Below are 26,005 nucleotides of genomic sequence, written 5' to 3' on the forward strand. Positions count from 1 at the left end.
TATTTACCGGTGTTTTTCAATCAATTCAAGGTATTTTTTTACAAATGCTTTATTCGAAAAATTTTCATTCACCATATCCTTGCTTCGTTTACCCATCACAGCCATAGTTTCGGGTGCCTTTATTAATGCTTCAATCTCATTGGCAACAGACTCAAAATCACCGACTGTGACCAAACGGCCGTTGTATCCTGATTTCACAAGATATCGGTTGTCGCCCACATCGGTAGCCACAACAGGTAGCGAAGCATTCATCGCCTCCAGGATGGAATTAGATAATCCCTCTTTCAAAGAACAGCTTAAATAAATATCTGCCTGCCGGTACAATTCCATTAAATTGGGCGGGGCAATTAATATTTCAACGCTATCTTCAAGGTTTAAATCTTTAACCCATTGTAACAAGAGGGTCTCTTGTACACCATAACCGGCCAGCTTATATTTGAAACGAACTCCCCTGGCTTTTAATATTACCATGGCTTTTAATGCGGTGTAATGGTCTTTTTGCGGCAAAAAACGAGCAGCGGTAAAAATGACAAAATCTTCACCCTTTCTTTTCGGGGCGGTAGAAGCATTGTAGTGATCGTCTTCAATCCCGTTATGAATGACCACTATTTTTTTCTCTGAAAAACCTTTATTTTTAAAATTGTTGGCACCGGAACGATTATTAAAAATTGTTTTATGCGAAACAAAATTATGCAACACTCTCTGCAAAAAGAGTTTAGAAGAGGAAATTTCACAATTCCGAATACCTCCGTAAATATTGGGAACTCCGCATAATCGGGCAACCATGCCCCCGATGAAATTGTTTAACAATAAAAAGTTAAATAAATGAGAAACCTTATTTTTCCTGAAAAAGCGATACATGAAACGAATTTTACTAAAGGCATTTCCTTCCAGGAAAATTACAGGCAATTGGTTTCTTTCAATATAATCGGCGAACCGGGGGGCAATGGTTTTGTTGCTCCAAACCATTAAGTTAACAGGATAATGCTGCTTCAGGCCTTGTGTTAAAAGCAAGCTTTGTTTCTCGGCACCTCCCAGACTCAATTCGCGAATAAAAACTATTATATGCATACAATTACTTTTAACCGTTGTTCGGCATTCGTTTTTTTATAACCTCGCCGAATAATTTTTCGTGAAGCGACACCATCTTTTCAATAGAGCATTCGTTGATAACAAATTGATAACCGTTCTCTCCCATCTTTTGAGATAAAACCGAATTGTTTAACAGTTCGTTTATTTTATCTTTCATTGCCATATGGTCATCCTGAGGCACCAAATAACCATTAGTGCCATGTTTAACAACCTCATTAATGCCATAAACATCGGTTGCAACCACCGGCTTTTTTAACATCATGTACTCCAGGATGCTATTGGATGTTCCTTCGCCATACGATGCCAATACCGCTACATTAAAAATGTTAATGACCTCCTCTACATTGTTAATTCTTCCGGTAAAAACAAAATTGGATTTCTTAAAATTTTCCGGCACCATATCTTCAATTTCTTTCCGGTCTTCCCCGTCACCAACAATAAAAAACACCACGTCCCGGCGGACTTCAAGTAAAGCCAGTGCCGCACGAATAAACATCCGGAAATTTTTTCTCCAGTCGATAGTGGCCACCATGCCCACCACTTTGAAATCATAAGGTAAATCGTAATGTTCCCTCACTTCCTTCTCATCTCTTAAATCATGAATTCTGTCGGTATTCATCCCATTACGTATCAAAACCGCTTTTTTTGAAGGAACTTTATAAACCTTAAGCCCAATTCTTGAATTTCCTATAATCACGGTTGAAAACATAAAAGATAATTTAGCTCTGATCCATGACTTGGATAAGAAGGGAAGTCTGGAGTTTTGTACCATTTCATTAACCAAAGGAGTTCCCGTCAAAATAACATAAGGCAATGATACTAAAGAAGGTAAGCCACCCCAACTATGGATTAAATCGGGCTTAAATTTACGCGCTTGCAAATAAAAACTTCTAAAAACCGAAGGATCTTGTTTAAAACTTCGTTTTAAATGGATAATCTCCACATTGGGCAAATGCAGCATTCGGTCAAAGTGAATTTCATCCTTTAATATTACGACAGCTATTACATACCCCTCTTTTAAAGCAAGTACTCGCACCAACTCCTCCACCTGGCGTTGTTTCCCTCCGTCGCGTAAACTCTCGATGACCATCATTATTCGTATCATAACTTTATCTCTTTTATTTCTTAACATTTAAGAGTTTTCAATTGCTTCGGCTATTTATTAGACCGATTTTCAATCCACGATAATATTCTTTTGGCCCGAATGTCCCAGGTATAATGTTCCAGAAACTTTTTCAAAGCATTGCGCCCTATAGATTCACGAAAAGCCTCATCATCGACAAGTTTATCAAGGCCGGCAATCCAGGCCTTCTCATCTTCAGGGGGTACCAAAACGGCATTCTGGTCATCGAAAATTTCGCGAAGTACCGGCATATCGCTTACCATAATGGCTTTGCCTGAAGACATATATTCAAAAATTTTCAGGGGCGACATGTAGAGGCTTGTAGAATAGGTTTGCTTGGTGGAAACAAACACTTCTTTTTGGTACGGTGCCAAAAGTATATCACATGAATTCCTATATTTATAAACTTGTGAAGGAGTAATGAATCCATAAAAATGGAAATTATGAGGAATCTTATCAAAATGTCCCATATCAGATTCATGAGCACCAAAAAGATGAAACCCCACCTTTGGGCGGGCTAAAGCCATGGCAATAATTTTTTCTATTCCTCGACCATTGTAAATGCTGCCAAAATATCCAACATTTACTGGATAATCGCCCTGCAATTGTGCCGTTTCTTTGAGCGAGCACTCATCGGCCCCGTCATGGGCAACAAAGAACACATCGGGTTGTATGCCGGAATCAACATATAGCTGTTTCAAAGCATCGGATATAACGACGACCCCATTCAATGATTTTTTTGCAAGAATCGACCGAAAAAAAGTTTTTTGCCATTTGTAAACCAACCGAAGAAGGAAGGAATGCGACTCAAATACCAAATTTCCACGTTTGGCCGGCGCCAGATAGGCGGCTATTAGCGATCTGGAATAAACCAAATCGGGCCGTGTACGAAGCACTTCGAACCACGACATTAACCCCAGCCAAAAAGAAGAAAGACGGCCCGTTCCGGGCGATTTTATCAGCTTAATATCAAAAATCGGGTCAACACCATAATATTTATAAACATCAGCTTTATTTCGGAAGGTCGAATGCTTAAAGGCCAGCAATCTCACCTGATGGCCCAGTAACGCCATGGAACGACACATCCGCATCACATGAATACTATTGGCCCTTTGATTAGGCAATCGGGCTTCGGCTATATATAATATTCTCATTTTTTATTTCTATTTTTTATTCGCATAATATTAACTTAACTCATTGGTATAGCAGAACTTAAAATCTGTTTTAATAATTAATCATTACTCCTTAGAGGTAATAAAACCAGACACTTTTGACTAACCTACAGACACTTCTTCTGCCTCCTGTCTGTGCGCCATATGTCTATGTTTTTTATATATTCTTGTTGTGCCAAACCCTCCCGGTCATGTTTGTCTCAATCTTTTAAAGGACGAACAACATTGTTGATTGATTTTTTGTGGAAACCCACGATAAAAAGCGTTTAATGCTTCTTCTTTCAACAAACGTCGCTCTCGCTTATTTTTTTGATAAACAAGTCTCAGCTGACTAACCAATCGCATTATCTTTTTAGTTCTATTACTGCGTGTTAAAAAATTACCATAATGGTCTTGTAAGAATTTAAATTCTTCCAAAGCTCTTTTATTTAAATTTTGGCTGCTCCCCATCCCAAAAACCGATTTCGAGTCATCATGTTTTCGGTACTTTCCCATGAAAACCGGAATATGGAAGAAGAAGGTATGTTTTAAAAAGCGATACCATAAATCGGTATCCATAACATAATGTAGTGAAACATCCAAGCCATTGACTTTTTTCCAAAGCTCAGCAGTAAAAAAGGCGGACTCCTGAGGAAGTTTGGTAAGCATAGGAGGAAATTTCATCGAAAAGGACGGGGCTTCATATATATCAATAATATTTGAATTTTGATCAATGATAAGTCGGTCTCCAAACACCATTTGGCAGCTATCCTTTAATTTTTCCAGAAAATGGACAGCCATCTCCACCGCACCGGGACATAATAGATCATCGGAATTAATCCAATTATAAATATCACCTGTTGCGTGCATAAACCCCTTGTTAATGGCATCGCTTTGTCCATTGTCGGGCTCACTAACCCACCATGCCAAACGGTCTTCATATTTTTTAATAATCTCCACACTCCCATCCGTCGAACCGCCATCTACTATGATGTATTCAATATTTGGATAAGTTTGATTCAGGACAGATAGAATGGTTTCTTCCAGAAATTCTGCCTGATTATAAGAAGGGGTAACGATCGATACTTTTGGAAGATAGTTATTACTCATAATGACTTTGACTAATAGATTGAAAAATTTGGTTGAGTTTTGCCCCAACAATCTGAGGAGAAAATTCTGTGTTTATTTTTTCAATGGCAGCATTCTGCATTTTCTGATATTGTTCTTCAGGCATTTTTACCATCCGTTCCAGCGCATTGGCCAAAAGGTTAACATTGGTCTCCTCAACCAGCAACCCGTTTTTTTCATGTTCTATCATATCAGATATTCCACCAATGTTAAAAGCCACCACAGGCGTTCCGCAGGCCAAGGACTCTAACACAGTATTGGGCAGATTATCTTCTAATGAAGGCAAAACAAAAGCAGTACTGGCAGCATAATATTGAGCCAACTCTTTTTTCTCCCGAATAAAACCAAGATTTATTACACGAAAAGGAATTTTTTCGAGCAAGGGAGATTCTTTGGCGCCAAAAACGAGAAAAACCAAATCATCGGCAGGAATTCTTCCTTGAAGTTGAGCCAGTGCATCTACCAATAAATGAGCTCCTTTCCTTGTATCCCGCAAAGATTTGACCGCTCCAAAAAGTAATACCTTTTGATGAGGATTTATTCCTAGTGATGCCCGAAGTTTTTCTGAGGGCATCGGTTTAAATATCTCCGGTTCAACACCATATGGCAACACCTCAATTCTTTTATTTCCAAACATCCGGCTTTTTTTAACCATTTGTGCCATCCAGTTGCTCGGACATAAAATGGTTATATCCAGATTTTTCCAGTTTTCATATTTTCTCCGCCACAAATAACGACTCCAATCATGATTTTGGGGAAACTTTAATTTGGGACAATTGCCACACCCTGTTTGAAAGCCGGTACAATTACCCGGATAATGACACCCACCGGTGACGGCCCATAAATCATGAAAGATCCATACCACGGGAACATTAAATTTACCAATATCCTTTACCGACAAAAAATCGTCGTTAACCCAATTGAGGCACACCAGGTCAGGCTTTAAACGTTTAATTTTTTGATATTGAAAACGAGGGGAAAGCGATACAGACCAATATCCTTCGCCGGGTATCACTCTTTGGGCTATTTTCTTCCTTTCCTTTTTAAAAAGATACTTCACCAACTTACGAACAGGATAGGGATGTTTTAAACTCACCACCCCTTCACCTGGTTGTTCAACATTTAGCGAAGCAAAAGTTGAATTTCCCCCGGCCATTCGGAAAGCATTAAAATATCGGCGAGCTGCAATGGCAGCACCGCCTTTGGTTTGATTGGTGTTTAAAAATACTACATGCATTACATGGTTGTTTTAGTTTTTAATTTAATTCTTCAATACCCATTTCGCTTTTTTATCAAAGCTTACAGGATATCCCGGCATGCATTTTATTTATTCCAGATACCACGGGCCGTACCGTTAATAATCTTCTTATATTGAATTGGGTGCAATACCGCACCAAAGGCGAGGCAAGCAATGGTACCTAAAATAACTCCGCCGGAACCCATTCCAAGATTTTTAGCAAAAAACACTGAAAGAGGAATGTTTATTAATGCAATTACAATAGACATGTAAAGTTGCAATCGGATTTTTCCAACTCCGTTTATCAGATATACAAAAACATTATTCCAGGTTTTTATGGTAAAAAAGAGCATCATTAAAACCGAAAGACGAACAGGCACCACCACTAATTCTCCTATCCAAATTCGGTATACCCACCCCGACAAAGCCAGCATTATCAAACTCACACCCACAGAAATTCCCCATAATACCACCAATTTGTTGATGGATTTTCGAATCCATCGAAATTCTTTTTTTACAAAAGCCTGGGTAAATGCCGACCAAAAAGGTTCTAAAACAATCATAAACAGCATTTCCGTTATCCCGAAATACTTTCGTGCAACGTTATAGGGTACCACATCCGACGGGCCAGATATCTGTGATATTATGATGTTGTCGGTTGAAAACATAATAATCACCGAAATCTGAACAACAAAAAACTGAATACCGACAGATGCAAGACTTTTAAACTCATGTAAATCAATATATTTTATTGATGGCCGGATATTTTTATAACGTCCGGAAAACAATATAACCGACGCCACTACCAACACCAAAAGGACAGAACCACTGGATAAGACCCCCACTACAACCAAATTGCCATACATTATCCTGTACTTAAGCGCAAGCCATATCCCTATAAAAAAGATGACACTCGATATGGTTTGTAACATCTGACTTAGAGCCGGGCGCTGGTCTGCCACCAGTACTATTCCGATTAATTTCAACACAAACCGAAAGGCAAAAAAGGTAAATACTATCAACAATGTAGCCACCAACATGCCTTCGTAACTTTCGGAAACAGCAACAATTTTGGGCCAATCAAGCGTAAAGGCACTTATTATCAGCATTACAAGCATAATAAAACTGATAATACTAATTATGGCATAAGTGGAACTCACATAAATTCGTGCCAGCTTTGTATCTTTACGGGCAAGAGCTTCGGCCAGTTTGTTGCGTAACCCGGTTCCCAGCCCAACATTGAAAAAGCCAAACCAATTAATTATGCCACCAACGGTAAGCCAAACACCGTGTAGCTCGGCACCGAGGAATCTCAGCGTTACCGGAAATCGCAAATAACTGATACCTACGGCAACACCCCTGAGAGCCAACAAGCCCATTATATTTTTTCTCAGGCCTTCACCTCTCTTGGTGTTCGACTTAAAAAATCGTTTTTGAAGTGTATTAAGCAGATTCTTCTTTTGAGTCATAATAGGATGCAAACAAGTAACACAATATGAGGCCAAACGTAAATATCCAGTAGTAAACCATGGTAACGTTAGCCCACAAAAACACCATGAAACCAAAAAAACTTCCGTAAAATCCTGTTTTTTTTGCCACCCTCCACAACCTTGCCGTTACCAGACCCCAGAACAGAAAGGCCAGAAAAGTGCCAACGATGCCATAGGAAAACAAATGAGACAAGTAACCCACATGAATTTGAGACGACCGGTTGGCAATGGCTATAATCACATCTTCAGTTAAATGCTGACCGGTACCAAAAAACGGATTCTCCGGGAAAAATTGTTTAAAAACTTCAAAAGCCAGAATCCGTGTATTACCACCCGCTTCATCCAGTAATCTTTCTTCAATATACCTCGAAACATCATATCCGACCAGTTGAAGGACTACTCCCATCAAAACAATTAGTACGGCAAAGCCCAGGATTGCCACAATGGCATTGCGGATAATCTTTTTCTGATAAAACAGTGCGGGAGCTGCCGCGATAAAAAATCCCAATTGAATATACCGCGAATTATTTACAACTACTATAAAAAAACTTAATACCAGATATAAAACCGGTATCCGATTCTTTTCTTTTACCTCATAACCCGTTACCAAAGCAACTATGGGCAAAAATGACAAACCCACATCATTAACATCGGTAAATCCAAAAACAGATAATCGCCTTACTTGAAGCACGTTTGAACCCCAATCGTAATGTAACATGGATTCCCGAAAATGATCAGGGGTAAAAAAAAACGGGTCATAAACCACTTGAATAAACGACACCACTACTCCTAACACAATTAACCCTTTCATCAGCCGCACTAAAGTATCTATCAGCCGATGAGAAAAAATAAGGTTATCTACCACAAAGAGTACTGCTACCGTTTGCAGTGTCCGATTCAGGAAGAATTCATAAAATATTCCTTTTCTTGCAATAACATCCTGCCACAGAACCAAATCCCATATCATAAAATAAATGGCCAGAATAATGCCTGCCGGTAAATAATACCGAAAAACCACATTCTGAGTTCCTCTGGCCAACAACAGTAACACAGCAAACAACACTATAGTGCTTCCATAAATCCTTTCAAAACCCTGATTTATGGTCATATAATCCAGATAACAAATCAGAGGCGAAAGCACAAGTGCTATAAAATACCAGTGAGCCCAGAAGCCAAATGAATAAACCCGTTTATTTTCTGTAACCATATTTATAATTGTAATACCTACGATTCAATCCCATGGATACATCATTCAAAACAAGACCAACTTTTCTGGCTTTAAACTCCTTCATATTTTGAAGCGTTTTTTTCATAACATTAAGTGGGGTATAGCCTGCACGGGTTACCATCAATACCACATCAGCCAAGGGGATGGTCGATCTTGTATCTGCCACAATTAAGGGGGCCGAATCGAGTATTACAAAATCAAAATGAGATTTAACCTCTTCCAACATTTCCCTGAATTTTTCCGATTCAAGTATTTCACTGGGATTGGGTGGAATTTTGTCAGATGGAATAAGATAAAAATTTTCTTCCGCGGAAGGATAGATTATGCTCTTCAAATCTGCTTCTCCATGGACATAATCTACCAAACCGGGTTTATGATTCAATTCAGGGGCATAAGCAGAAATTAATCGTGGCCGTCTAAGATCCAATTCAATTAATAAAGTAGGGCGATTTAACCTGGCTAAAAAACGCGCCAGGAAATAAGAGGTAAAGGTTTTTCCTTCGCCCTGTACCGATGATGTTATCAAAATAAGTTCCGATGATTTAGTCTGAGGGATTCCATCTTTACAAAAAGCCAAAAGGTTACTTCTAAGCGTTCGAATGGATTCGGCTTGCGATGAAAACTGATTTTCACCCATTAATTTCTTTATCGATCTTGTATGAAGTATTTCGCCCAGGAAACGGACATCATCATCCAAGTCTAAAAAATCTTTCTCATCTTTAACTTTTCCAAAAATATTGTCATATGCCAATGCAAGAACAGTAGCAGACAACAAGGCCAGGAATACGGCAAAGCCGGTAATTTTATTGGACTTAGGACTCACCAGTTGCGCGTATGACGGGGGATCAAATACTTCATAGTCGGGTAAGTTGGAAGCCCTCGCAATCTGAGCCTCTGCTTTTTTCTGCATCAAATAGGTATAGGTTTCATCATTTAATCGGAAGTCACGGCTAAAAGTTTGAAGGTTTCGCTGTGTCTCGGGCAATTGGCGTATTTGTTCATCAATTTGTGCCAGGCGTGTTTCGGTTTTACGCAAATCTTGCTCAGCAATATTCAAAGAATATCTGACATTTTCACGAATGGTTTTTCTTAAATTACTAATTCTGGCTTCTACCTGACTCAAGAGGGGGCTCTTCGTTTGATTATTCTCAATTAAACGGGTTCGCTGCCCAACCAAACTGATATATTCTTCCATGAGAATACTTAAAGAATTATTATTCAAAGCCATTACGGCCGACATGGAATATTCAGTATAATTATCATCCTTTGAAATTTGCTCCGAAAGGTATCGAAGATAATCAACCCTGGATTCAAATTCTTGTTTTTGATCACGAACACGAGAAAGTTCATTATACAATCTTTCTGCACTTTGACTTACATCCATCACATCACGGGCCGACTGATATCGTTGAAGAGTTTGTTCTGCACGTTTCAATGAATCGGATACCGATTCCAATAATTGATCGATATATTCTATTGTTGAGTTAGCAATATGATTTTTTCGTTCTAAGTTGTTTTCGATAACCGTTTCCAGGAAAGCTTCCAGAAAATCCATTCCTTTTTTGGAATTACCGGTTCTGTATCTGACGTTTATCACCGTTCCATTGAGATTGGCGGGTTCAAGAGTCAACCGGCTTTTATAGGCTGCAACTAATTGATCATCTGTAAGAATACGGAACTTAAAAAGATTGTCCTCTTCCGGAACTGATTCATCTTCCCAAAATATTGTAAACTTAAAAAAATCACTTTCCAACGGCTTTCCAAACTCTCCTAACACAGAAAAGTCCAATCCTTCAACTCTGCGCGTAAAAACCTGATTGATAAAATCGTAAACACCTCCGCTCCCTTTTTGAATGGTAAGGCGAAAACGTTCAGGCGACAGAACCTCCAGATTGTACGATACTCCAACTAACTGAGGGAAAGAGCCATCCATGACTACATTAAACGGGCTGGCATTATATAATTCAACATCATTAAAAAAAGTAGATTTGTAATATTCTATCCGGCTATTAAACTTGGTAACAGCTTCACGAATAATGGGCGAGGCCTGAATGGTAAGCAAACTATTCTCAAAGTTATTACGTCCGGCAAATAATTCGGAACCGGGAATAAAAGCGGTAGGGTCCTGTACACCTCTCTCCCGAACATGCACAACAAGTTTTGCACTCATTTCATGGATTCGGGGTTGGGTTTTTATATAAACAAATGATAACCCAACAAAGAGCACCAAAAAGACAGGATAAAGTTTCCAATATTTTAACAGGCGACGAGTTACATTTCGAACGTCATCCGAAACATGATTTTTTTGAATCATAATCAGTCCCCCTGTACATAATCAATGATTAACAACGAAGTGGTAGCAGCAGAAAGAATTAAAGAAAACGGCACACTATTGATTCCCCAAATTCGACGATTGAGCGGTTCTACATAAACGACATCACCTGACTTAAGATAAAAGAAATCAGAGATAAACAAGCTTTTATCCGTCAGGTCAACTCTGTTTTTTCTTATACGTCCGTTACTTTCCCTGATGATAACAACGCGCTTTCGGTCACCGTATTCTCCGATATCTCCGGCTAAGCCAAGAGCTTGAAAAATATTAATATTTTCACCTGAGTAAAAATAGCGTCCGGGGCGTTCAACCATTCCAATTACGGTAACATTTTTATTCACAAACGATACTTTTACCGAAGGTGCATAAAAATAGCTCTTTAACTCCTCTTGTATTTCCTTGGCGACCTGGTCCACCGTTTTACCGGCCACATGGACTTTCCCCAAAAGAGGTAAATCTATGTACCCGTCCTCATCTACCTGGTATGATATTAAAGAATAATCCGTACTACTTCTTCCTCCAGTCCTGATATCGCCGGGCGCCAATAATTCGGGATTATCTTCACTAAAGCTGCTAACGTTAATATACAACTCATCAAATGTTTGGATAAGTGCTCGCTTTTGTTCATTGAGAAACTCTACCCCCAAATCTTTTTTCTTTCCTTTATCTTGTACGTAAGCCATCTGTCGGCGTGTCATACATCCTGAAGAAAGGGCAATAATTAAACTGAGTATTAATATTTTTCGCATACCTTCTATCTTTGTTTTTAACAAAAATAGGATAGGTTTTAGCACAATGTCAATTTGTTTTTTATTGCATTCACAGGTACACTACGCCTAAACATAAACCCCAATCGGGTCAACCTATTTTATTAGGCTCTAACAAGCAATGAGTTATATCTACCCTTTAAAATCCGATTCTTTTGTATCATAAGAATTTTGTCATTTGACAAAACAATATTCTTAACGGGTGAAGGTTTACCATTTATGGACAAAAAAACCGGCATTTAATTTATCGGGCATTTATACCGTATCATATGAAGATTAAATTGAAACGGGGATGGCAAGAAGATTTAACCACAAGAACAGCATTAAAGAGTTAATCAATACGCATATTACTCCTACAACGAATCAAATTAAAGACAACAGTCGCAAGAAGGCTAAAAAATAAATAACACATGGAATATGCATGAAACCATAGTACAAAAAATGGCAGGAAAAATTTACCGCTAATTCATAAGACGATGTTATATAGCCAACAGTAGGTTAGGTTGGTGCCACGCAATAAATAATCTGAAATAAAGTTACACTCTTTTATTCTATTATAATCAATGGTCTCGGAATAAAACAATAAGACAGCCCGAAGTAATAATTGCTATTATCAAAGAAAACAATAGCATTATTTGGGTAATTTTATCCTGTAATTCACATTAATTTTTCCTTTACTGATAGCGGTGAGTTTTCTTTTAAGCAACCGCTTCTTTAAAGGGGGCAGGTGATCTACGAACAAAATTCCCTGAATATGATCATATTCATGCTGGATAACTCTGGCAGCCCACCCTTCATAAACTTCTTCATATTCGTTGAAATCAACATCAACATACCTTATTTTTATTTTTGTAGGCCTTTCAACATCTTCACTTATTCCCGGAATACTTAAACAACCTTCTTGATCGGAAACGGGTTCACCATCCCGTTCAATGATTCGGGCATTAATAAATACCTTTTTAAAATTGGTAAGTTCAGGAAAGTCTTCGGCCAATGGTGTAGCATCAATAACAAAAATTCGTTTGGACAAACCAATTTGGGGGCCAGCTAAACCAATCCCATCGGCATTATACATGGTTTCAAACATATCATCGATCAATTGTTTAAGCTCATCTTTCTCTTCGGGTAAAAAATCAACTGCTTCCTTTTTTAATACCCGATGTCCGTAAACTACTATAGGATATATCATTTTAAGATTGTTAGATATTAGAAAATTAGATATAAGAATTAGAAATTATATTAATTTAATTTATGGAATATCTTAAACAAATTCCTTTCTACTCGCACAAACTATTGGTTTTCCTCTAAAAACGTTTGTAAAATTATTGTGGCACTAATTTTATCAATTAACCACTTATCTCTTCTTTTCTTTTTAGATAACCCGGCATCAATCATTGTTTGAAAAGCCATTTTACTGGTATACCGTTCATCCACCATATAAACAGGGATGTGAGGATATTTGTTCTTTAACGACCTTACAAACGGTCTTATATATTTCATTGATTCGGAATCTTCTCCCGAATCACGAGTAGCATACCCTACCACAAAAGCTTCAACATCTTCCCTGGCAAGGTAATCCTTTAAAAATTCATATATTTTAGCCGAGGGGATGGTATCCAGCCCGTTTGCAATAATTTTTAAAGGGTCGGTCACTGCTATTCCCGTTTTCTTTTTCCCATAATCAAAAGCAAGAATTCTTCCCACAGCAATAAAATTTAAGCTGCAAAATTAACAAAAAAACGGGACCTTTCAGTCCCGCTTTATTTAATTAACTTGCAAACTAAACTGACCATTTATCAAATAATCAGATTAGGACGCAAAGATTATAATTCACGGACCGCTGCCTGCGCTGCAGATAACCGAGCAATAGGTACTCTGTAGGGCGAGCAACTCACATAATCCAAGCCGGTACGATGGCAGAACTCAACGGAAGAAGGTTCACCACCATGTTCGCCACAAATACCCACCTTAAGTTCCTTTTTAACACTTCTGCCTCGTTTAGTTCCCAGTTCAATCAATTGCCCGACACCTTCCTGGTCCAGAACCTGGAACGGATCAACTTTCAGAACGCCTTTATCCAGATAAACAGGCAGGAATTTACCGGCATCGTCACGAGAGTAACCAAAGGTCATCTGCGTAAGGTCATTGGTTCCAAAAGAGAAGAAATCAGCTTCTTTGGCAATTTGGTCAGCGACCAAGGCGGCACGTGGAATCTCAATCATGGTTCCTACCAGATAGTCAATTTTATCGCCACGTTCTTCAAAGACTTTCTTTGCAGTATCATGGATAACCTCGGCTTGCATTTTAAATTCTTTAAAGGTACCTACTAAAGGAACCATGATTTCCGGGCGGGCATCGACACCTTTCTTTTTAAGGTTAAGGGCAGCTTCAATAATAGCACGGGTTTGCATTTCGGTAATTTCGGGATAGGTAATTCCCAACCGGCAACCACGATGCCCTAACATGGGATTAAATTCTTCTAAGTCGGCAACCGTATTGCGGATTTGTTCGATGGTAACCCCCATTTCTTCGGCCAGTGCTTTTTGGGTAGCTTGTTGATGAGGAACAAACTCGTGCAAAGGGGGATCCAATAAACGGATGGTAACACCATAACCGGCCATTGCTTCCAGAATTCCCTCAAAATCTTCTCTCTGATAAGGCAGCAATTTGGCCAAAGCTTTTTTTCGTCCTTCCGTGGTGGAAGCCAGAATCATTTCACGCATTGCCTTAATGCGCTCTCCTTCAAAGAACATATGCTCGGTCCGGCATAATCCAATACCTTTTGCACCAAAGTCACGTGCAATTCTTGCATCTTTGGGGGTATCTGCGTTGGTACGAACACTCATTCGAGCAAACTTATCGGAAAGTTCCATCACCAGACCAAAATCGCCACTCAAGTCGGGTTTACGGGTTTCTACCTTGCCTTCATAAACTTCACCGGTAGAGCCGTTCAAGGAAATCCAATCGCCTTCTTTATAAACGCGGTTGCCAATGGTCATGGTACGAGCATGATAATCCAGCTTAATATTTCCCGCACCGGAGACACAACATTTACCCATTCCCCGGGCAACCACTGCAGCATGAGAAGTCATTCCCCCGCGAGCGGTGAGAATACCCCGCGCCACATGCATACCTTCGAGGTCTTCAGGCGATGTTTCGGTCCGTACCAAAATAGTTTGCTCATATTTATCGGCTTCATCGGCAAAGAAAACAATTTGTCCGGTAGCCGCTCCGGGTGAGGCAGGCAGACCGGTTGCTAACACTTTAGCCGAACGAACAGCCAGTGAATCAAAGACCGGGTGGAGTAATTCATCCAGTTTAGAGGGTTCAAGTCTTAATAAAGCCGTCTTTTCATCAATCAACTTATCGCGATACATATCCATGGCTATTTTAACCATGGCAGCCCCGGTACGCTTACCGTTACGCGTTTGCAGCAACCAGAGTTTACCTTCCTGAATGGTAAACTCAAGGTCCTGCATATCTTTATAGTGTTTTTCAAGCTTTTCCTGAACTTCAAAGAGTTCCTTATAAATCTCCGGCATTGTTTCTTCCAGAGAAGGATATTTGGCAGCGCGCTCCTCTTCGGAAATACCCTGAAGCCTGGCCCAGCGTCGACTTCCTTCAAGCGTAATTTGCTGAGGCGTGCGAATTCCGGCTACAACATCCTCACCCTGTGCATTAATCAGATATTCACCGTTAAAGATATTTTCTCCGGTAGCAGCATCCCTGGTAAAGGCTACTCCTGTTGCAGAGTTATTGCCCATGTTACCAAACACCATGGCCTGAACATTTACAGCTGTACCCCACTCATCCGGAATACCATTAAGTCGGCGATAATAAACGGCACGGGCATTACTCCAGCTGTCAAAAACGGCGGCAATAGCTCCCCACAATTGGTCATAGGAAGAAGTTGGGAAATCTTTACCGGTACGTTTTTTTACGGCATCTTTAAATTTAACAACCAAACCCTTCAAGTCATCCACCGAAAATTCGGTATCCAACTCAATTCCTTTTTCCTCTTTAACCTTATCCATTATTTCCTCAAAGGGGTCGGCATCTTCCTTAGATTCAGGCTTCATGCCTAAAACAACATCGCCGTACATTTGGATAAAGCGACGATAAGAATCCCATGCAAAACGTTCATTACCCGTTTTTTGGGCCAATCCGTCCACTACCTCATCATTCAAACCCAAATTCAGGATAGTATCCATCATCCCGGGCATTGAGGCACGAGCCCCCGAACGAACCGAAACCAACAGAGGGTTGTTTTTATCCCCAAATTTGGTTCCTGTTAGTTTTTCAATATGCGCAATAGCACTTTCTACCTCATCCTTCAATAATTCAACGGTCTTTTCGTATCCTAACTCATTATATTCTGTGCACACTTCGGTCGAAATGGTAAAACCCGGCGGCACCGGTACTCCTATTAAATTCATTTCAGCAAGGTTGGCCCCTTTCCCACCAAGGAGTTCCCTCATATCTGCCCGGCCCTCGGCCGACCCATTTCCAAATGTATAAACGCGCTTTTTTCCCATAATTAATTAATTTGTAATATTTAATTAAAGTTTAAATGAATGTATGGTGTTAGTTCATTAGTATAAATTTTACTTACTTCGTTGACATATTGCTTCTTATAAGTAGTCGTTAGTGGTTAGTAGTTAGTAATTAGTGGTTAGTTAATCAACGCTAATCACTAATGACTGTTGACTAATCACTAAAAACTTCTTCTGCCTTCTGCCTGTACACTTCTGCCTCTGTTCTTTATATTCCTATTGTGAAAAGAAATCATGGCAAATTGATTTCCTCTATAAAACACTTTTGAATAAAAATTAAATCAAGTCACTCAAAAAACCGGATTGTACAATGTACAATCCGGTAATTTCTGAATTTTTGCCGTTTATGGCAAGGGATATTTTTTTGCATACTCGTTCGATTTCATTAAAAAGTCCACATATTGCCCTCGTTTATATGCGTAGGGTTCATTGATACGCGAGTGAGACATTTTGCCTTTAAAATCATCAATGGATTTATAGCCTTTTTCTTTCATCCACTCAGTCAATTCATCCAACATTTTTGAGATTTGGTCTACTCCGTTTCGATAAATGGTACTAACAACCTGAGCAGCATCAGCGCCGGCAAGCAGCACGGCAATCAAATCATCACCATCGAGAATTCCCGTATTAGCAGCAATATTTGCCTGCAAATGTCCGTGCAACAATCCGGCATACCTGATAGATAATCTATTATCACCCTTATGACTCAGATTATAAGGCATTTCAAACGATTCTTTCCAAATATTGATATCAGGTTGAAAAAGTCGGTTAAACAATACAAAAGCATCCGCACCGTCTTCACTAAGCCGATTGATAAATTCCAGTACGTTGGTGTAGAAAGGACTTAATTTTATGGCAACAGGGATATCGACAACTCTCTTAATTTTTTTAAGGATATTAATCCGCGTAGATTCTATTTCCAGAGGTGTTTTATTTGCGTCAGTTATGGTGTTGTAAAAGTTAAGTTCCAGACCATCTACGCCTGTTTTTGCCAATGCTTCAGCATATTCTACCCAGGTTGAATCAAAAATACAGTTTAAACTGGCAATTACGGGGATCGACACCGTTTCTTTAAGCTCTTTTAAGGCAAGAAGGTGGGCCCTCGGTCCGGCATGTTGAACATTTGGAAAAAGATTAACCATCTCGGCATGCCGCTCATCGTATTCGTGCAATTCATCTTCCAGTTCGGCAGCTTCCAGGTTGATCTGTTCCTCAAAGAGTGTTTTAAAAACTATGGCCGAAGCACCTGCTGATTCAATTTTTTTAACAGTTTCCAGGTTGGTAACCAGGTTACTGGCACCTACCATTAACGGATTCTTAAGAGGAATTCCCATGTAATGTGTCGATAAATCCATTTTGGGTCAATTTTTTGGTTTATATTTTTTAGTTGAAAATGGTGCTCTTCAAATGCTTTAAAAAGCACAACAACACTAGGCACTTATTGGTTTAATCATATCAATCCTAAAACAGGCCTTTAATCGTTTTTCCCAACAGGAGGTTTAATGCAAAAACAAACATATGATTATCTCTTTGCCAAAAACCAGGCCATTAATCATATCACTAAATTACACAACGCTATAAATCCTGAATCATCAATTATTTTTGACCTTCTAAAAATCATCCAAATTTAATAAATTAACATTTATGAAGGCTTTTTGTTGTATAAAAACATTTTATTTGTCGAAAAATTTAAACCAAAGAATCCCCATCTCAGTTGGACTTCCTATCACACATGAGCAAAAATAAGTTGCATGGATCGAGTCAGAATCATTTCAGTCACAGAAACGAGCATGACAACATAGGTTTGTCTCAAAAGAATATGTATAAATCCTTTGTCATGCGAGTTCCATCCGACCAATGATTTAAGTAAATTTTATACGGATGAAACGAGCATGGCGGCTTTTTCCACAAAAGAACATGTATAAAAGACAAAGGCAGAAGTGCACAGGCAGAAGGCAGAAGAAGTGATTAGTCATTAGTTAACAAGTGGTTAGTATTAAATAACTAATGACTAACGACTAACCACTAACGACTACTTATAAGAAGCAATATATCAATAAATTAAGTAAATTTTATACGAATGAAACGAGCTATTTTCCTGTTTTCCGTACTTTTTCAGGAGACCATGTAACTACCTGCAATTCAAGATTTTTTTTTTTGATTTAGGCATTCCAACATTGAAAACAGGCGGAACATCCCCGTTAGAGAGCCGAAAGGTATGCGTGATGATAAACATATGAACCGGTAGATTATAGTCACACAAAGCATATCCTAAGAAGGATTTACTTCTTCTTTTTACAATCACTTAAAATATATCCTCAGAAGGATATACTCCTTCTCATTACAATCACATAAACCATATCCTTAGAAGGATTTACTCCTTCTCATTATAATCACATAAACCATATCCTTAGAAGGATATACTCCTTCTTATTATAATCACACAAAGCATATCCTTAGAAGGATATACTCCTGATTATTATAATCACATAAAATCGGACATTAAAGGAATAGTGAACTACTACTTATTATTGACCGATGTTGCAAATTATACCTTTATAAAGTTCTAACAAAAGAAAGTATCTTCATTGAAGGTATAATCGAAAAGGAGAAACGGGATTATTTCCCGTTTCGTCCTCTCACACTACCGTACGTATTGTTCTCGTATAGGGCGTTTCCTTAATATTCAACTCTCACCCCGTATTGAAACCACCAAGTAAATCACCATGCATAGCACACAAAAAAAAGGCTGCCTTAGGAGACAGCCTTCCTTTTAAAAAGGGATATACATTATTCAGTCACGTACGACATAGCGGCCAATCGCTTGTAGGTATTGTATCTCCACTGAGCATTCTCCTTAGCCTTTTGGAAAAGTTCCTTAGCTTCTTCGGGGAATGTTTTCATCAATGCGGTGTAACGCACTTCACCCTTTAAGAAATCCTCAAATTTAGACCAATCGGGCTCTTTGGAATCCAATTGGAAAGGATTCTTTCCTTCAGCTTCCATCATAGGATTATAACGATACAAATGCCAGTAGCCGCATTCTACTGCTTTCTTACCTTCGCTTTGAGAAGCTCCCATACCTGCTCTTAACCCATGGTTAATACAGGGAGCATAAGCAATGATAAGCGAAGGACCGGGATAGGCTTCAGCTTCTTTAATGGCCTTGAAATACTGGTTCATATTAGCACCCATCGATACTTGTGCCACATAAACGTAACCATAGGTAGTAGCCATTAATCCCAGATCTTTTTTGCGGATACGCTTACCGGCTGCAGCAAACTTAGCTACCGCACCTATAGGCGTTGATTTAGACGCCTGACCACCGGTGTTGGAATAAACTTCAGTATCAAGTACAAGCACATTGACATCTTGACCTGAAGCAATCACATGGTCAAGGCCTCCGTAACCAATGTCGTAAGCCCATCCATCACCACCAAATATCCAGACAGATTTTTTCACCAAGTAATCTTTCAATGCCAAAATTTCCTTGGCAACTGGATGTTTTTCATTTTCCAGGGCTTTCAGCACAGCATTGGAAACCTCACGAGATTTTTCACCATCATTTTTGGCATCGAGCCATGCCTGGAAAGCTGCTTTTGTCTCGTCTGAAACTTCTGACATACTATCCTTCATGAGGCGTTCAATTCGGTCACGCAATTTTTCAACACCAACGGCCATCCCCAATCCATATTCGGCATTGTCTTCAAATAATGAATTAGCCCAGGCAGGTCCCTGGCCATCCTTATTGGTACAATAAGGTGTTGCCGGAGCAGAACCACCATAAATGGAAGAACATCCGGTGGCATTGGCAATCATCATCCGGTCACCGAACAATTGGGTAATAAGCTTTATGTAAGGGGTTTCTCCACAACCGGCACAAGCACCGGAAAATTCAAACAACGGTTGCGCAAACTGAGAAGCTTTCAGATTGGTTGTCTTAGGCATTATGTTATCCTTAATGGATACTTTTTCCGTCATATATTCCCAACGCTCGACTTGATCCATCTGGGAATCTAGAGGTTTCATGACCAATGATTTCTCTTTGGACGGACAAATATCCACACAGTTACCACAGCCGGTACAATCAAGCACACTCACCTGAATACGGAATTGCAGACCATTAAAGGCTTTTCCGTTGGCTTTTTTGGCAACCGTACCTTCCGGTGCATTGGCCAGCTCTTCTTCATTGAGAAGGAAGGGCCGAATAGCAGCATGCGGACAAACATATGCACACTGATTACATTGAATACAGTTATCAACCTGCCATTCGGGAACTTCAACAGCGATTCCACGTTTTTCATAAGCGGTAGTCCCGGCGGGGAAGGTTCCGTCTTCACGGCCTCTAAATGCACTTACAGGGAGATCATCACCTTTTTGAGCATTAATCGGGAATACAATCTTACTAATAAATTCGGGTACCGGTTTTTCTTCCGGAGCAGCTTCGGGTTCTGCATTAGCCCATTCGGCGGGTACTTCAACCTTGACAACATTTTTACCACCCATCTCCACTGCCTTGAAGTTCATGTTAACAATGTCTTCACCTTTCTTACCGAAAGATTTGACAATGAACTTCTTCATCTCTTCCACAGCCTGCTCGTAAGGAATAACCTCGGCAATCTTAAAGAAAGCCGACTGCATTATGGTATTGGTTCGGTTACCCAGTCCTATTTCCTTAGCTATTTTAGTGGCATTGATGATGTAAAAATTAATATTGTTTTGGGCCATATACCGCTTCATATCGGCCGGGATCCGGTTTTTGGTCTCTTCTTCATCCCATATGCTGTTCAAGAGGAAGGTACCACCTTTTTTAAGTCCCTTAAGCATATCGTATTTGCCAAGATAAGAAGGCACATGGCAAGCCACAAAATCAGGTGTATTAACCAGGTAGGGTGACCGAATGGGAGAATCTCCAAACCTCAGGTGAGAGATAGTAATTCCGCCCGATTTTTTGGAGTCATATGCAAAATATGCCTGAGCATATTTGTCTGTATTTTCACCAATAATTTTAATAGAGTTTTTATTAGCCCCAACAGTTCCATCGGACCCTAAACCATAAAATTTACCGGCAAAAGTTCCTTTGGGTGCCAAATCGATCTCTTCTTTTACCGGGAGAGATTTAAAGGTTACATCATCGACAATACCTACAGTAAAGTCATTTTTAGGTTCATTGAGCTTAAGATTTTCATATACGGCAATGATCTGTGCCGGAGTAGTGTCTTTGGATGACAAACCATAACGACCTCCAACCACTATCGGGGCATTTTCTTTGCCATAGAAAAGATCACGAACATCCAGGTAAAGAGGATTACCATTAGCTCCCGGCTCTTTGGTACGATCGAGTACTGCAACCCGCTTAACGCTTTTGGGAAATGCTTCGAAGAAATGTTTTGCAGAGAAAGGACGATAAAGATGAACGGCAATTAAACCTACTTTTTCACCTTTGGCGTTAAGGTAATCAACAGTTTCTCTGATGGTATCGGTAACCGATCCCATTGCCACAATAATATTTTCGGCATCCTCGGCACCATAATAGACAAACGGACGATATTGACGACCGGTTATCTCAGATATTTTATCCATGTAGTCGGCAACAATATCGGGAACTGCATCATAAAAAGGATTGGCAGCTTCCCGTGCCTGGAAGTAAATATCAGGATTTTGTGCGGTACCACGCGTTACGGGATGCTCAGGGTTCAGGGCATTATCCCTAAAGCGTCGCAAAGCATCCTGATCAATCAAGGCGGCTAACGCATCCTGGTCAATAGCTTCAATTTTTTGAATTTCGTGAGAGGTACGGAATCCGTCAAAGAAGTGAAGGAAAGGTACCCGGCTTTTAATAGCAGCAAGATGGGCTACACCTGCCAAATCCATTACTTCCTGTACACTTCCGGTAGCCAACATGGCAAAACCGGTTTGACGTGTAGCCATCACATCGCTGTGGTCACCAAAAATAGAAAGCGCCTGGGCTGCTAAACTACGTGCACTAACATGAAAAACAGCCGGCAACAACTCCCCGGCAATTTTATACATATTGGGGATCATCAAAAGCAATCCCTGAGAGGCGGTAAAAGTAGTTGTCAGGGCTCCCGCCTGCAGAGCTCCATGAACGGCACCGGCAGCCCCACCTTCTGATTGCATCTCCTCTACTTTTACAGTTTCGCCAAAAATATTTTTGCGCCCGTTGGCCGCCCATTCGTCAATATTTTCGGCCATGGTAGAGGACGGGGTGATGGGATAAATAGCCGCTACCTCACTAAACATGTAGGCCACGTGAGAAGCAGCATAATTCCCGTCACAGGTAATAAACTTCTTGTTTTTAACCATTTGTCTGTTCTCCTTAATTGATTGTTTAATTCTGTTATCTTAATATACCTCGATATCAACAACCTATAGAAACATGATAACTTTAGTATCAAAAAATTAAAATGACAATCATGTTAGTTTTCCGGACCAATATGAAAAAAGTTAAAATATTTTTAACTGACTTTTTTCAGCTATATTCTTCCAATTACAATAATACCACCTGGACAAACCTACTCAAGTTAAATCAATTAAAACAAAAAACCAAACAACCACAACGGAATCTGATTTCCTTTTCCAATCTCTACCATATCGCGGGCAAAAAACCCATTGGAATCTTTTGTTCGCTTCTCAATATTTCGTCCACCAATATAAAACGGCATCTCATCATTCACCAAAAAGTCGGCTTCGGCACTATAAGTTACGCGTTCCATGTAACCTACCTGGTTATAAAAGAAAGTTTTATGCAAGACATCAGTTTCTACTTCACCGGTAGCGACAGAGAACAGCAAATTGGGATTTTGCATAAAAACGCATGATGGCTTTTTTAAAGGATCAGCCTTATCTTCATATAAAAGGTTGATCAATCGCCCTTGACGTAAATAGTTTAAATAATTCATTACTGTAGCGCGACTGGTTTCAACATCATTACTTAACCTACTGATATTGGGTTGGAAAGGTGCTGATTTGCCTACAATATAAAGTAACTTACGTAATTTGGGAAGGTACTTAAGTTCAATTTGCTGAAGATAACTGATATCTATTTCGAGTACCAGATTAATAGTCTTCAAAAGATTCTCAAGAAAATTTCGCTTTTCCAGGAAAAAAGGGTAATAACCATGATGCAGATAATCGGTAAAATAGGCTAGAGGTTTTACTTTATCAACCACTTCGGCAGCAATCTCTTCATGATGCCGCAGCAACTCAGACAAACTTACCGGTTTAAAATTTTGACCCGTTTTTAAATTCAAATATTCTCTAAAAGTAAAGCCTTCCAGATGATAGACTTGCGCACACCCATCCAGGTAAGGATTTCCTTCATCCAAACGCATTAAGGGCGAACCGCTGAAAACTATTTTCAAATCATCAAAATGGTCATAACAATATCTCAACTCTTCAGCCCAACTGGGATATTTATATATTTGATCCAGAATCAATATTTTACCACCGGTTTTTCTAAACTCATCGGCAAAATCCACTACACGGGTCTCTGCAAAATAGAGATTATTTAAATTGACATACAGACAAGATTTATCATTACCATAAAACGTTTTGGCATAGTCGAGTAATAAGGTGGTCTTGCCTACGCCCCGGGCACCCTGAATGCCAATGAGACGATGCTCCCAATCAATATATTCCATTAGCTGCCTATGAACCGTCACATCAAGATGCTCAAGCAGATGACGGTGTGTTTTTATGAATGATTGCATCAATGTCTTTAAATTTTGTAGGCAAATTTATACAAACCTTACGTAATTTTGCAATATGAAGATTACATTTTTAACAAATGATTGTTATTTATAATTTGTAAAGATAAAAAAAGGCCACCATCGACCGGTGACCTTCCTTTTATCTTTATCAGATTAGAAATTTAAACATTCTAACCATCTCACATCTATTAATCTTACATCTATGTTTGTAAGCTCTCTTTATCCGTCATTCATTGAAATGAGGAATTCCTCATTGGATTTGGTTTTGAGCATACGGTCTTTCAAAAACTCCATCGCCTCAATGGGATTCATATCCGAGAGGTAGTTCCGTAATATCCAAATGCGGTTCAAGGTATCTTTATCCATGAGCAACTCTTCGCGGCGTGTACTGGAAGCATTAATATCCACTGAAGGATAGATGCGTTTATTAGACAAACGACGGTCGAGTTGCAGCTCCATGTTACCGGTACCTTTAAACTCTTCAAAGATAACATCATCCATTTTAGATCCGGTATCGGTAAGAGCAGTAGCCAGGATTGTCAGCGAACCACCTCCTTCGATGTTACGAGCCGCACCGAAGAAACGCTTTGGTTTATGTAATGCGTTAGCATCGACTCCACCGGATAACACTTTTCCTGAAGCAGGCGACACAGTGTTATAGGCCCTGGCCAAACGGGTAATTGAATCGAGTAATATCACCACATCATGACCGCATTCCACCATACGTTTGGCTTTTTCCAGAACAATGTTGGCAACCTTCACGTGGCGTTCGGCCGGCTCATCAAAAGTGGAAGAAATAACTTCGGCATTAACGCTGCGGGCCATATCGGTAACTTCCTCGGGGCGTTCATCGATAAGCAGGATGATCATGTAAACTTCAGGGTGATTAGAAGCTATGGCATTGGCCACATCCTTAAGCAAAACGGTTTTACCTGTTTTGGGCTGTGCCACTATCAGTCCCCGCTGTCCTTTACCAATTGGCGCAAACATGTCCACAATACGGGTGGATATATTGCTGTATGGACCATCGGTTAAATTAAACTTTTCATCGGGAAATACAGGGATCAAATGATCAAAAGGAACCCGGTCCCGAACATATTCAGGTGACCGTCCATTGATGGATTCCACCTTAATTAAAGGGAAATATTTTTCGCCTTCTTTAGGCGGGCGGATACTTCCTTCGACAGTATCACCGGTTTTCAGCCCAAAAAGCTTTATTTGCGACTGAGAAACATAGATATCATCCGGCGAATTAAAATAATTGTAATCGGAAGATCTGAGGAAACCGTATCCATCGGGCATAATTTCTAACACTCCCGATGCAGTAACTATACCCTCAAATTCGAAAGCTTTGTCATTAAGTTTATTGTCTTGTTGATTTTGCTTATCGTGTCGTTGTTTGCGTTGCTGATGAGCCGACTGCTGATCTTTATTGTTTTGTCCCTTATCGTTACGCTGATGTCTCTTATCTTGTTGCTTCCGGGAAGCCTGAGCCGGTTCCGCACTTTTATCGGACTGAACAGAACCTGAAGATTTGTCTTCGTCAGATGAAGCCGCATCAGCATCTTTATCAGCTTTTGGTTCTTTGGCATCAGACACGGGAGCTTCAACAGTTTCAGCCTTTTGGTCCTTACTTTTCTCTTCGGCCTGTTGTTTTTCTGTTCCCGCCTTATCGGAAGGAGCAACTTTCTTTTGCTCAACCTCTGCAGAGGTTTTCTCATCAGCCTGTTTTTTATCCTCTACCTTATCGGCAGAACTTTTGTTTTTTCCGGCATCTTTTCGGGAAGAACGTACCCTTCGACTCCTTTTTTCGGTTTGAGAACCATCTTCTTCGCTCTTCTTTTTTTCTTCGTTTTTAGATTTTTCTATTCTTTCGGGCTCCCGAATAGCTTGTTCGTCCAAAATTCGATAAATGAGATCTTGTTTTTTATAAGATTCGACACGCCGGATGCCAAGCTCTTTGGCAATTTGACGCAATTCAACAAGCTTTTTGCTGTTTAATTCAATAATATCAAGCATATGTATTTTCTGCTAATAATTTAAAAAAGGATTTTATGTTGTTATTTAAACATTAGAATCTGATTGGGATAACGGAACTAATATCTGAACCGAAGATTTTTAATGTCAGGGAAATAATCAGGATTAGCAAACGAACGGCTATCCGAAATGAA

The 26,005-nt window shown here is 39.7% G+C and carries 16 protein-coding genes; all 16 read right to left on the reverse strand.

Features of this window, described 5'->3' with window-relative positions:
• Window positions 1-3 precede the first annotated feature (3 nt).
• The 16 genes from BM130_RS01520 to rho all read right to left on the reverse strand — a co-directional run bounded on the left by BM130_RS01520 (window position 4) and on the right by rho (window position 25,853).
• On the reverse strand, window positions 4-1,071 hold the full coding sequence (locus tag BM130_RS01520) for a glycosyltransferase (RefSeq protein ID WP_010527930.1): 1,068 nt from the start codon (window positions 1,069-1,071) through the stop codon (window positions 4-6).
• A gap of 10 nt (window positions 1,072-1,081) precedes the next feature.
• Window positions 1,082-2,197, reverse strand: a complete 1,116-nt coding sequence (locus tag BM130_RS01525; RefSeq protein WP_237706145.1) for a glycosyltransferase family 4 protein — start codon at window positions 2,195-2,197, stop codon at window positions 1,082-1,084.
• Between the two features lie 50 nt (window positions 2,198-2,247).
• The gene (locus BM130_RS01530; RefSeq protein ID WP_010527928.1) at window positions 2,248-3,369 is read right to left on the reverse strand and encodes a glycosyltransferase family 4 protein; all 1,122 of its coding nucleotides are present in this window, start codon (window positions 3,367-3,369) and stop codon (window positions 2,248-2,250) included.
• A gap of 207 nt (window positions 3,370-3,576) precedes the next feature.
• On the reverse strand, window positions 3,577-4,476 hold the full coding sequence (locus BM130_RS01535) for a glycosyltransferase family 2 protein (protein ID WP_010527927.1): 900 nt from the start codon (window positions 4,474-4,476) through the stop codon (window positions 3,577-3,579).
• Window positions 4,469-5,731, reverse strand: coding sequence for a glycosyltransferase (locus BM130_RS01540; RefSeq protein WP_010527926.1), 1,263 nt, complete (start codon window positions 5,729-5,731; stop codon window positions 4,469-4,471). The genes BM130_RS01535 and BM130_RS01540 overlap by 8 nt, the downstream gene beginning before the upstream one ends.
• An 86-nt stretch (window positions 5,732-5,817) precedes the next feature.
• Complete coding sequence (locus BM130_RS01545; RefSeq protein ID WP_029626632.1) at window positions 5,818-7,200, reverse strand: MATE family efflux transporter; 1,383 nt, start codon at window positions 7,198-7,200, stop codon at window positions 5,818-5,820.
• Window positions 7,175-8,428, reverse strand: coding sequence for an O-antigen ligase family protein (locus BM130_RS01550; RefSeq protein WP_010527924.1), 1,254 nt, complete (start codon window positions 8,426-8,428; stop codon window positions 7,175-7,177). The genes BM130_RS01545 and BM130_RS01550 overlap by 26 nt, the downstream gene beginning before the upstream one ends.
• Window positions 8,412-10,763: an exopolysaccharide transport family protein gene (locus BM130_RS01555; RefSeq protein ID WP_010527923.1), complete on the reverse strand. Its 2,352-nt coding sequence runs from the start codon at window positions 10,761-10,763 to the stop codon at window positions 8,412-8,414. The genes BM130_RS01550 and BM130_RS01555 overlap by 17 nt, the downstream gene beginning before the upstream one ends.
• Window positions 10,764-10,765: 2 nt before the next feature.
• Complete coding sequence (locus tag BM130_RS01560) at window positions 10,766-11,530, reverse strand: polysaccharide biosynthesis/export family protein (protein WP_010527922.1); 765 nt, start codon at window positions 11,528-11,530, stop codon at window positions 10,766-10,768.
• Window positions 11,531-12,179: 649 nt separating this feature from the next.
• Window positions 12,180-12,737, reverse strand: a complete 558-nt coding sequence (gene def, locus BM130_RS01565) for a peptide deformylase (RefSeq protein WP_010527921.1) — start codon at window positions 12,735-12,737, stop codon at window positions 12,180-12,182.
• Between the two features lie 101 nt (window positions 12,738-12,838).
• Window positions 12,839-13,252, reverse strand: coding sequence for a Holliday junction resolvase RuvX (gene ruvX / locus BM130_RS01570; RefSeq protein WP_010527920.1), 414 nt, complete (start codon window positions 13,250-13,252; stop codon window positions 12,839-12,841).
• 119 nt (window positions 13,253-13,371) lie between these two features.
• Window positions 13,372-16,083 carry a pyruvate, phosphate dikinase gene (gene ppdK / locus BM130_RS01575; protein WP_010527919.1) on the reverse strand — a complete coding sequence of 904 codons (2,712 nt, stop codon included), beginning with the start codon at window positions 16,081-16,083 and terminating at the stop codon, window positions 13,372-13,374.
• A 362-nt stretch (window positions 16,084-16,445) separates the two neighbouring features.
• Entirely contained in the window at window positions 16,446-17,456 is a 1,011-nt protein-coding gene (locus BM130_RS01580; RefSeq protein WP_010527918.1) for a dihydroorotate dehydrogenase-like protein, read from the reverse strand.
• Between the two features lie 1,435 nt (window positions 17,457-18,891).
• Window positions 18,892-22,428: a pyruvate:ferredoxin (flavodoxin) oxidoreductase gene (gene nifJ / locus BM130_RS01585; protein ID WP_010527917.1), complete on the reverse strand. Its 3,537-nt coding sequence runs from the start codon at window positions 22,426-22,428 to the stop codon at window positions 18,892-18,894.
• Window positions 22,429-22,655: 227 nt separating this feature from the next.
• Window positions 22,656-23,834, reverse strand: a complete 1,179-nt coding sequence (locus BM130_RS01590; protein ID WP_010527916.1) for an AAA family ATPase — start codon at window positions 23,832-23,834, stop codon at window positions 22,656-22,658.
• 219 nt (window positions 23,835-24,053) lie between these two features.
• Window positions 24,054-25,853, reverse strand: coding sequence for a transcription termination factor Rho (gene rho / locus BM130_RS01595; protein ID WP_010527915.1), 1,800 nt, complete (start codon window positions 25,851-25,853; stop codon window positions 24,054-24,056).
• Between the last annotated feature and the right edge of the window lie 152 nt (window positions 25,854-26,005).

This window comes from Thermophagus xiamenensis (assembly GCF_900112795.1).
GTDB classification, from domain to species: domain Bacteria; phylum Bacteroidota; class Bacteroidia; order Bacteroidales; family Marinilabiliaceae; genus Thermophagus; species Thermophagus xiamenensis.

Bases quoted from the DNA above. Each gene is read 5' to 3' on its own strand.
- BM130_RS01560 (WP_010527922.1), bottom strand. From the start codon at position 11,530: ATGCGAAAAATATTAATACTCAGTTTAATTATTGCCCTTTCTTCAGGA.
- BM130_RS01580 (WP_010527918.1), bottom strand. From the start codon at position 17,456: ATGGATTTATCGACACATTACATGGGAATTCCTCTTAAGAATCCGTTA.
- BM130_RS01590 (WP_010527916.1), bottom strand. From the start codon at position 23,834: ATGCAATCATTCATAAAAACACACCGTCATCTGCTTGAGCATCTTGAT.
- BM130_RS01535 (WP_010527927.1), bottom strand. From the start codon at position 4,476: ATGAGTAATAACTATCTTCCAAAAGTATCGATCGTTACCCCTTCTTAT.
- BM130_RS01555 (WP_010527923.1), bottom strand. From the start codon at position 10,763: ATGATTCAAAAAAATCATGTTTCGGATGACGTTCGAAATGTAACTCGT.
- BM130_RS01545 (WP_029626632.1), bottom strand. From the start codon at position 7,200: ATGACTCAAAAGAAGAATCTGCTTAATACACTTCAAAAACGATTTTTT.
- def (WP_010527921.1), bottom strand. From the start codon at position 12,737: ATGATATATCCTATAGTAGTTTACGGACATCGGGTATTAAAAAAGGAA.
- BM130_RS01520 (WP_010527930.1), bottom strand. From the start codon at position 1,071: ATGCATATAATAGTTTTTATTCGCGAATTGAGTCTGGGAGGTGCCGAG.
- ppdK (WP_010527919.1), bottom strand. From the start codon at position 16,083: ATGGGAAAAAAGCGCGTTTATACATTTGGAAATGGGTCGGCCGAGGGC.
- BM130_RS01525 (WP_237706145.1), bottom strand. From the start codon at position 2,197: ATGATACGAATAATGATGGTCATCGAGAGTTTACGCGACGGAGGGAAA.
- rho (WP_010527915.1), bottom strand. From the start codon at position 25,853: ATGCTTGATATTATTGAATTAAACAGCAAAAAGCTTGTTGAATTGCGT.
- BM130_RS01550 (WP_010527924.1), bottom strand. From the start codon at position 8,428: ATGGTTACAGAAAATAAACGGGTTTATTCATTTGGCTTCTGGGCTCAC.
- BM130_RS01530 (WP_010527928.1), bottom strand. From the start codon at position 3,369: ATGAGAATATTATATATAGCCGAAGCCCGATTGCCTAATCAAAGGGCC.
- BM130_RS01540 (WP_010527926.1), bottom strand. From the start codon at position 5,731: ATGCATGTAGTATTTTTAAACACCAATCAAACCAAAGGCGGTGCTGCC.
- nifJ (WP_010527917.1), bottom strand. From the start codon at position 22,428: ATGGTTAAAAACAAGAAGTTTATTACCTGTGACGGGAATTATGCTGCT.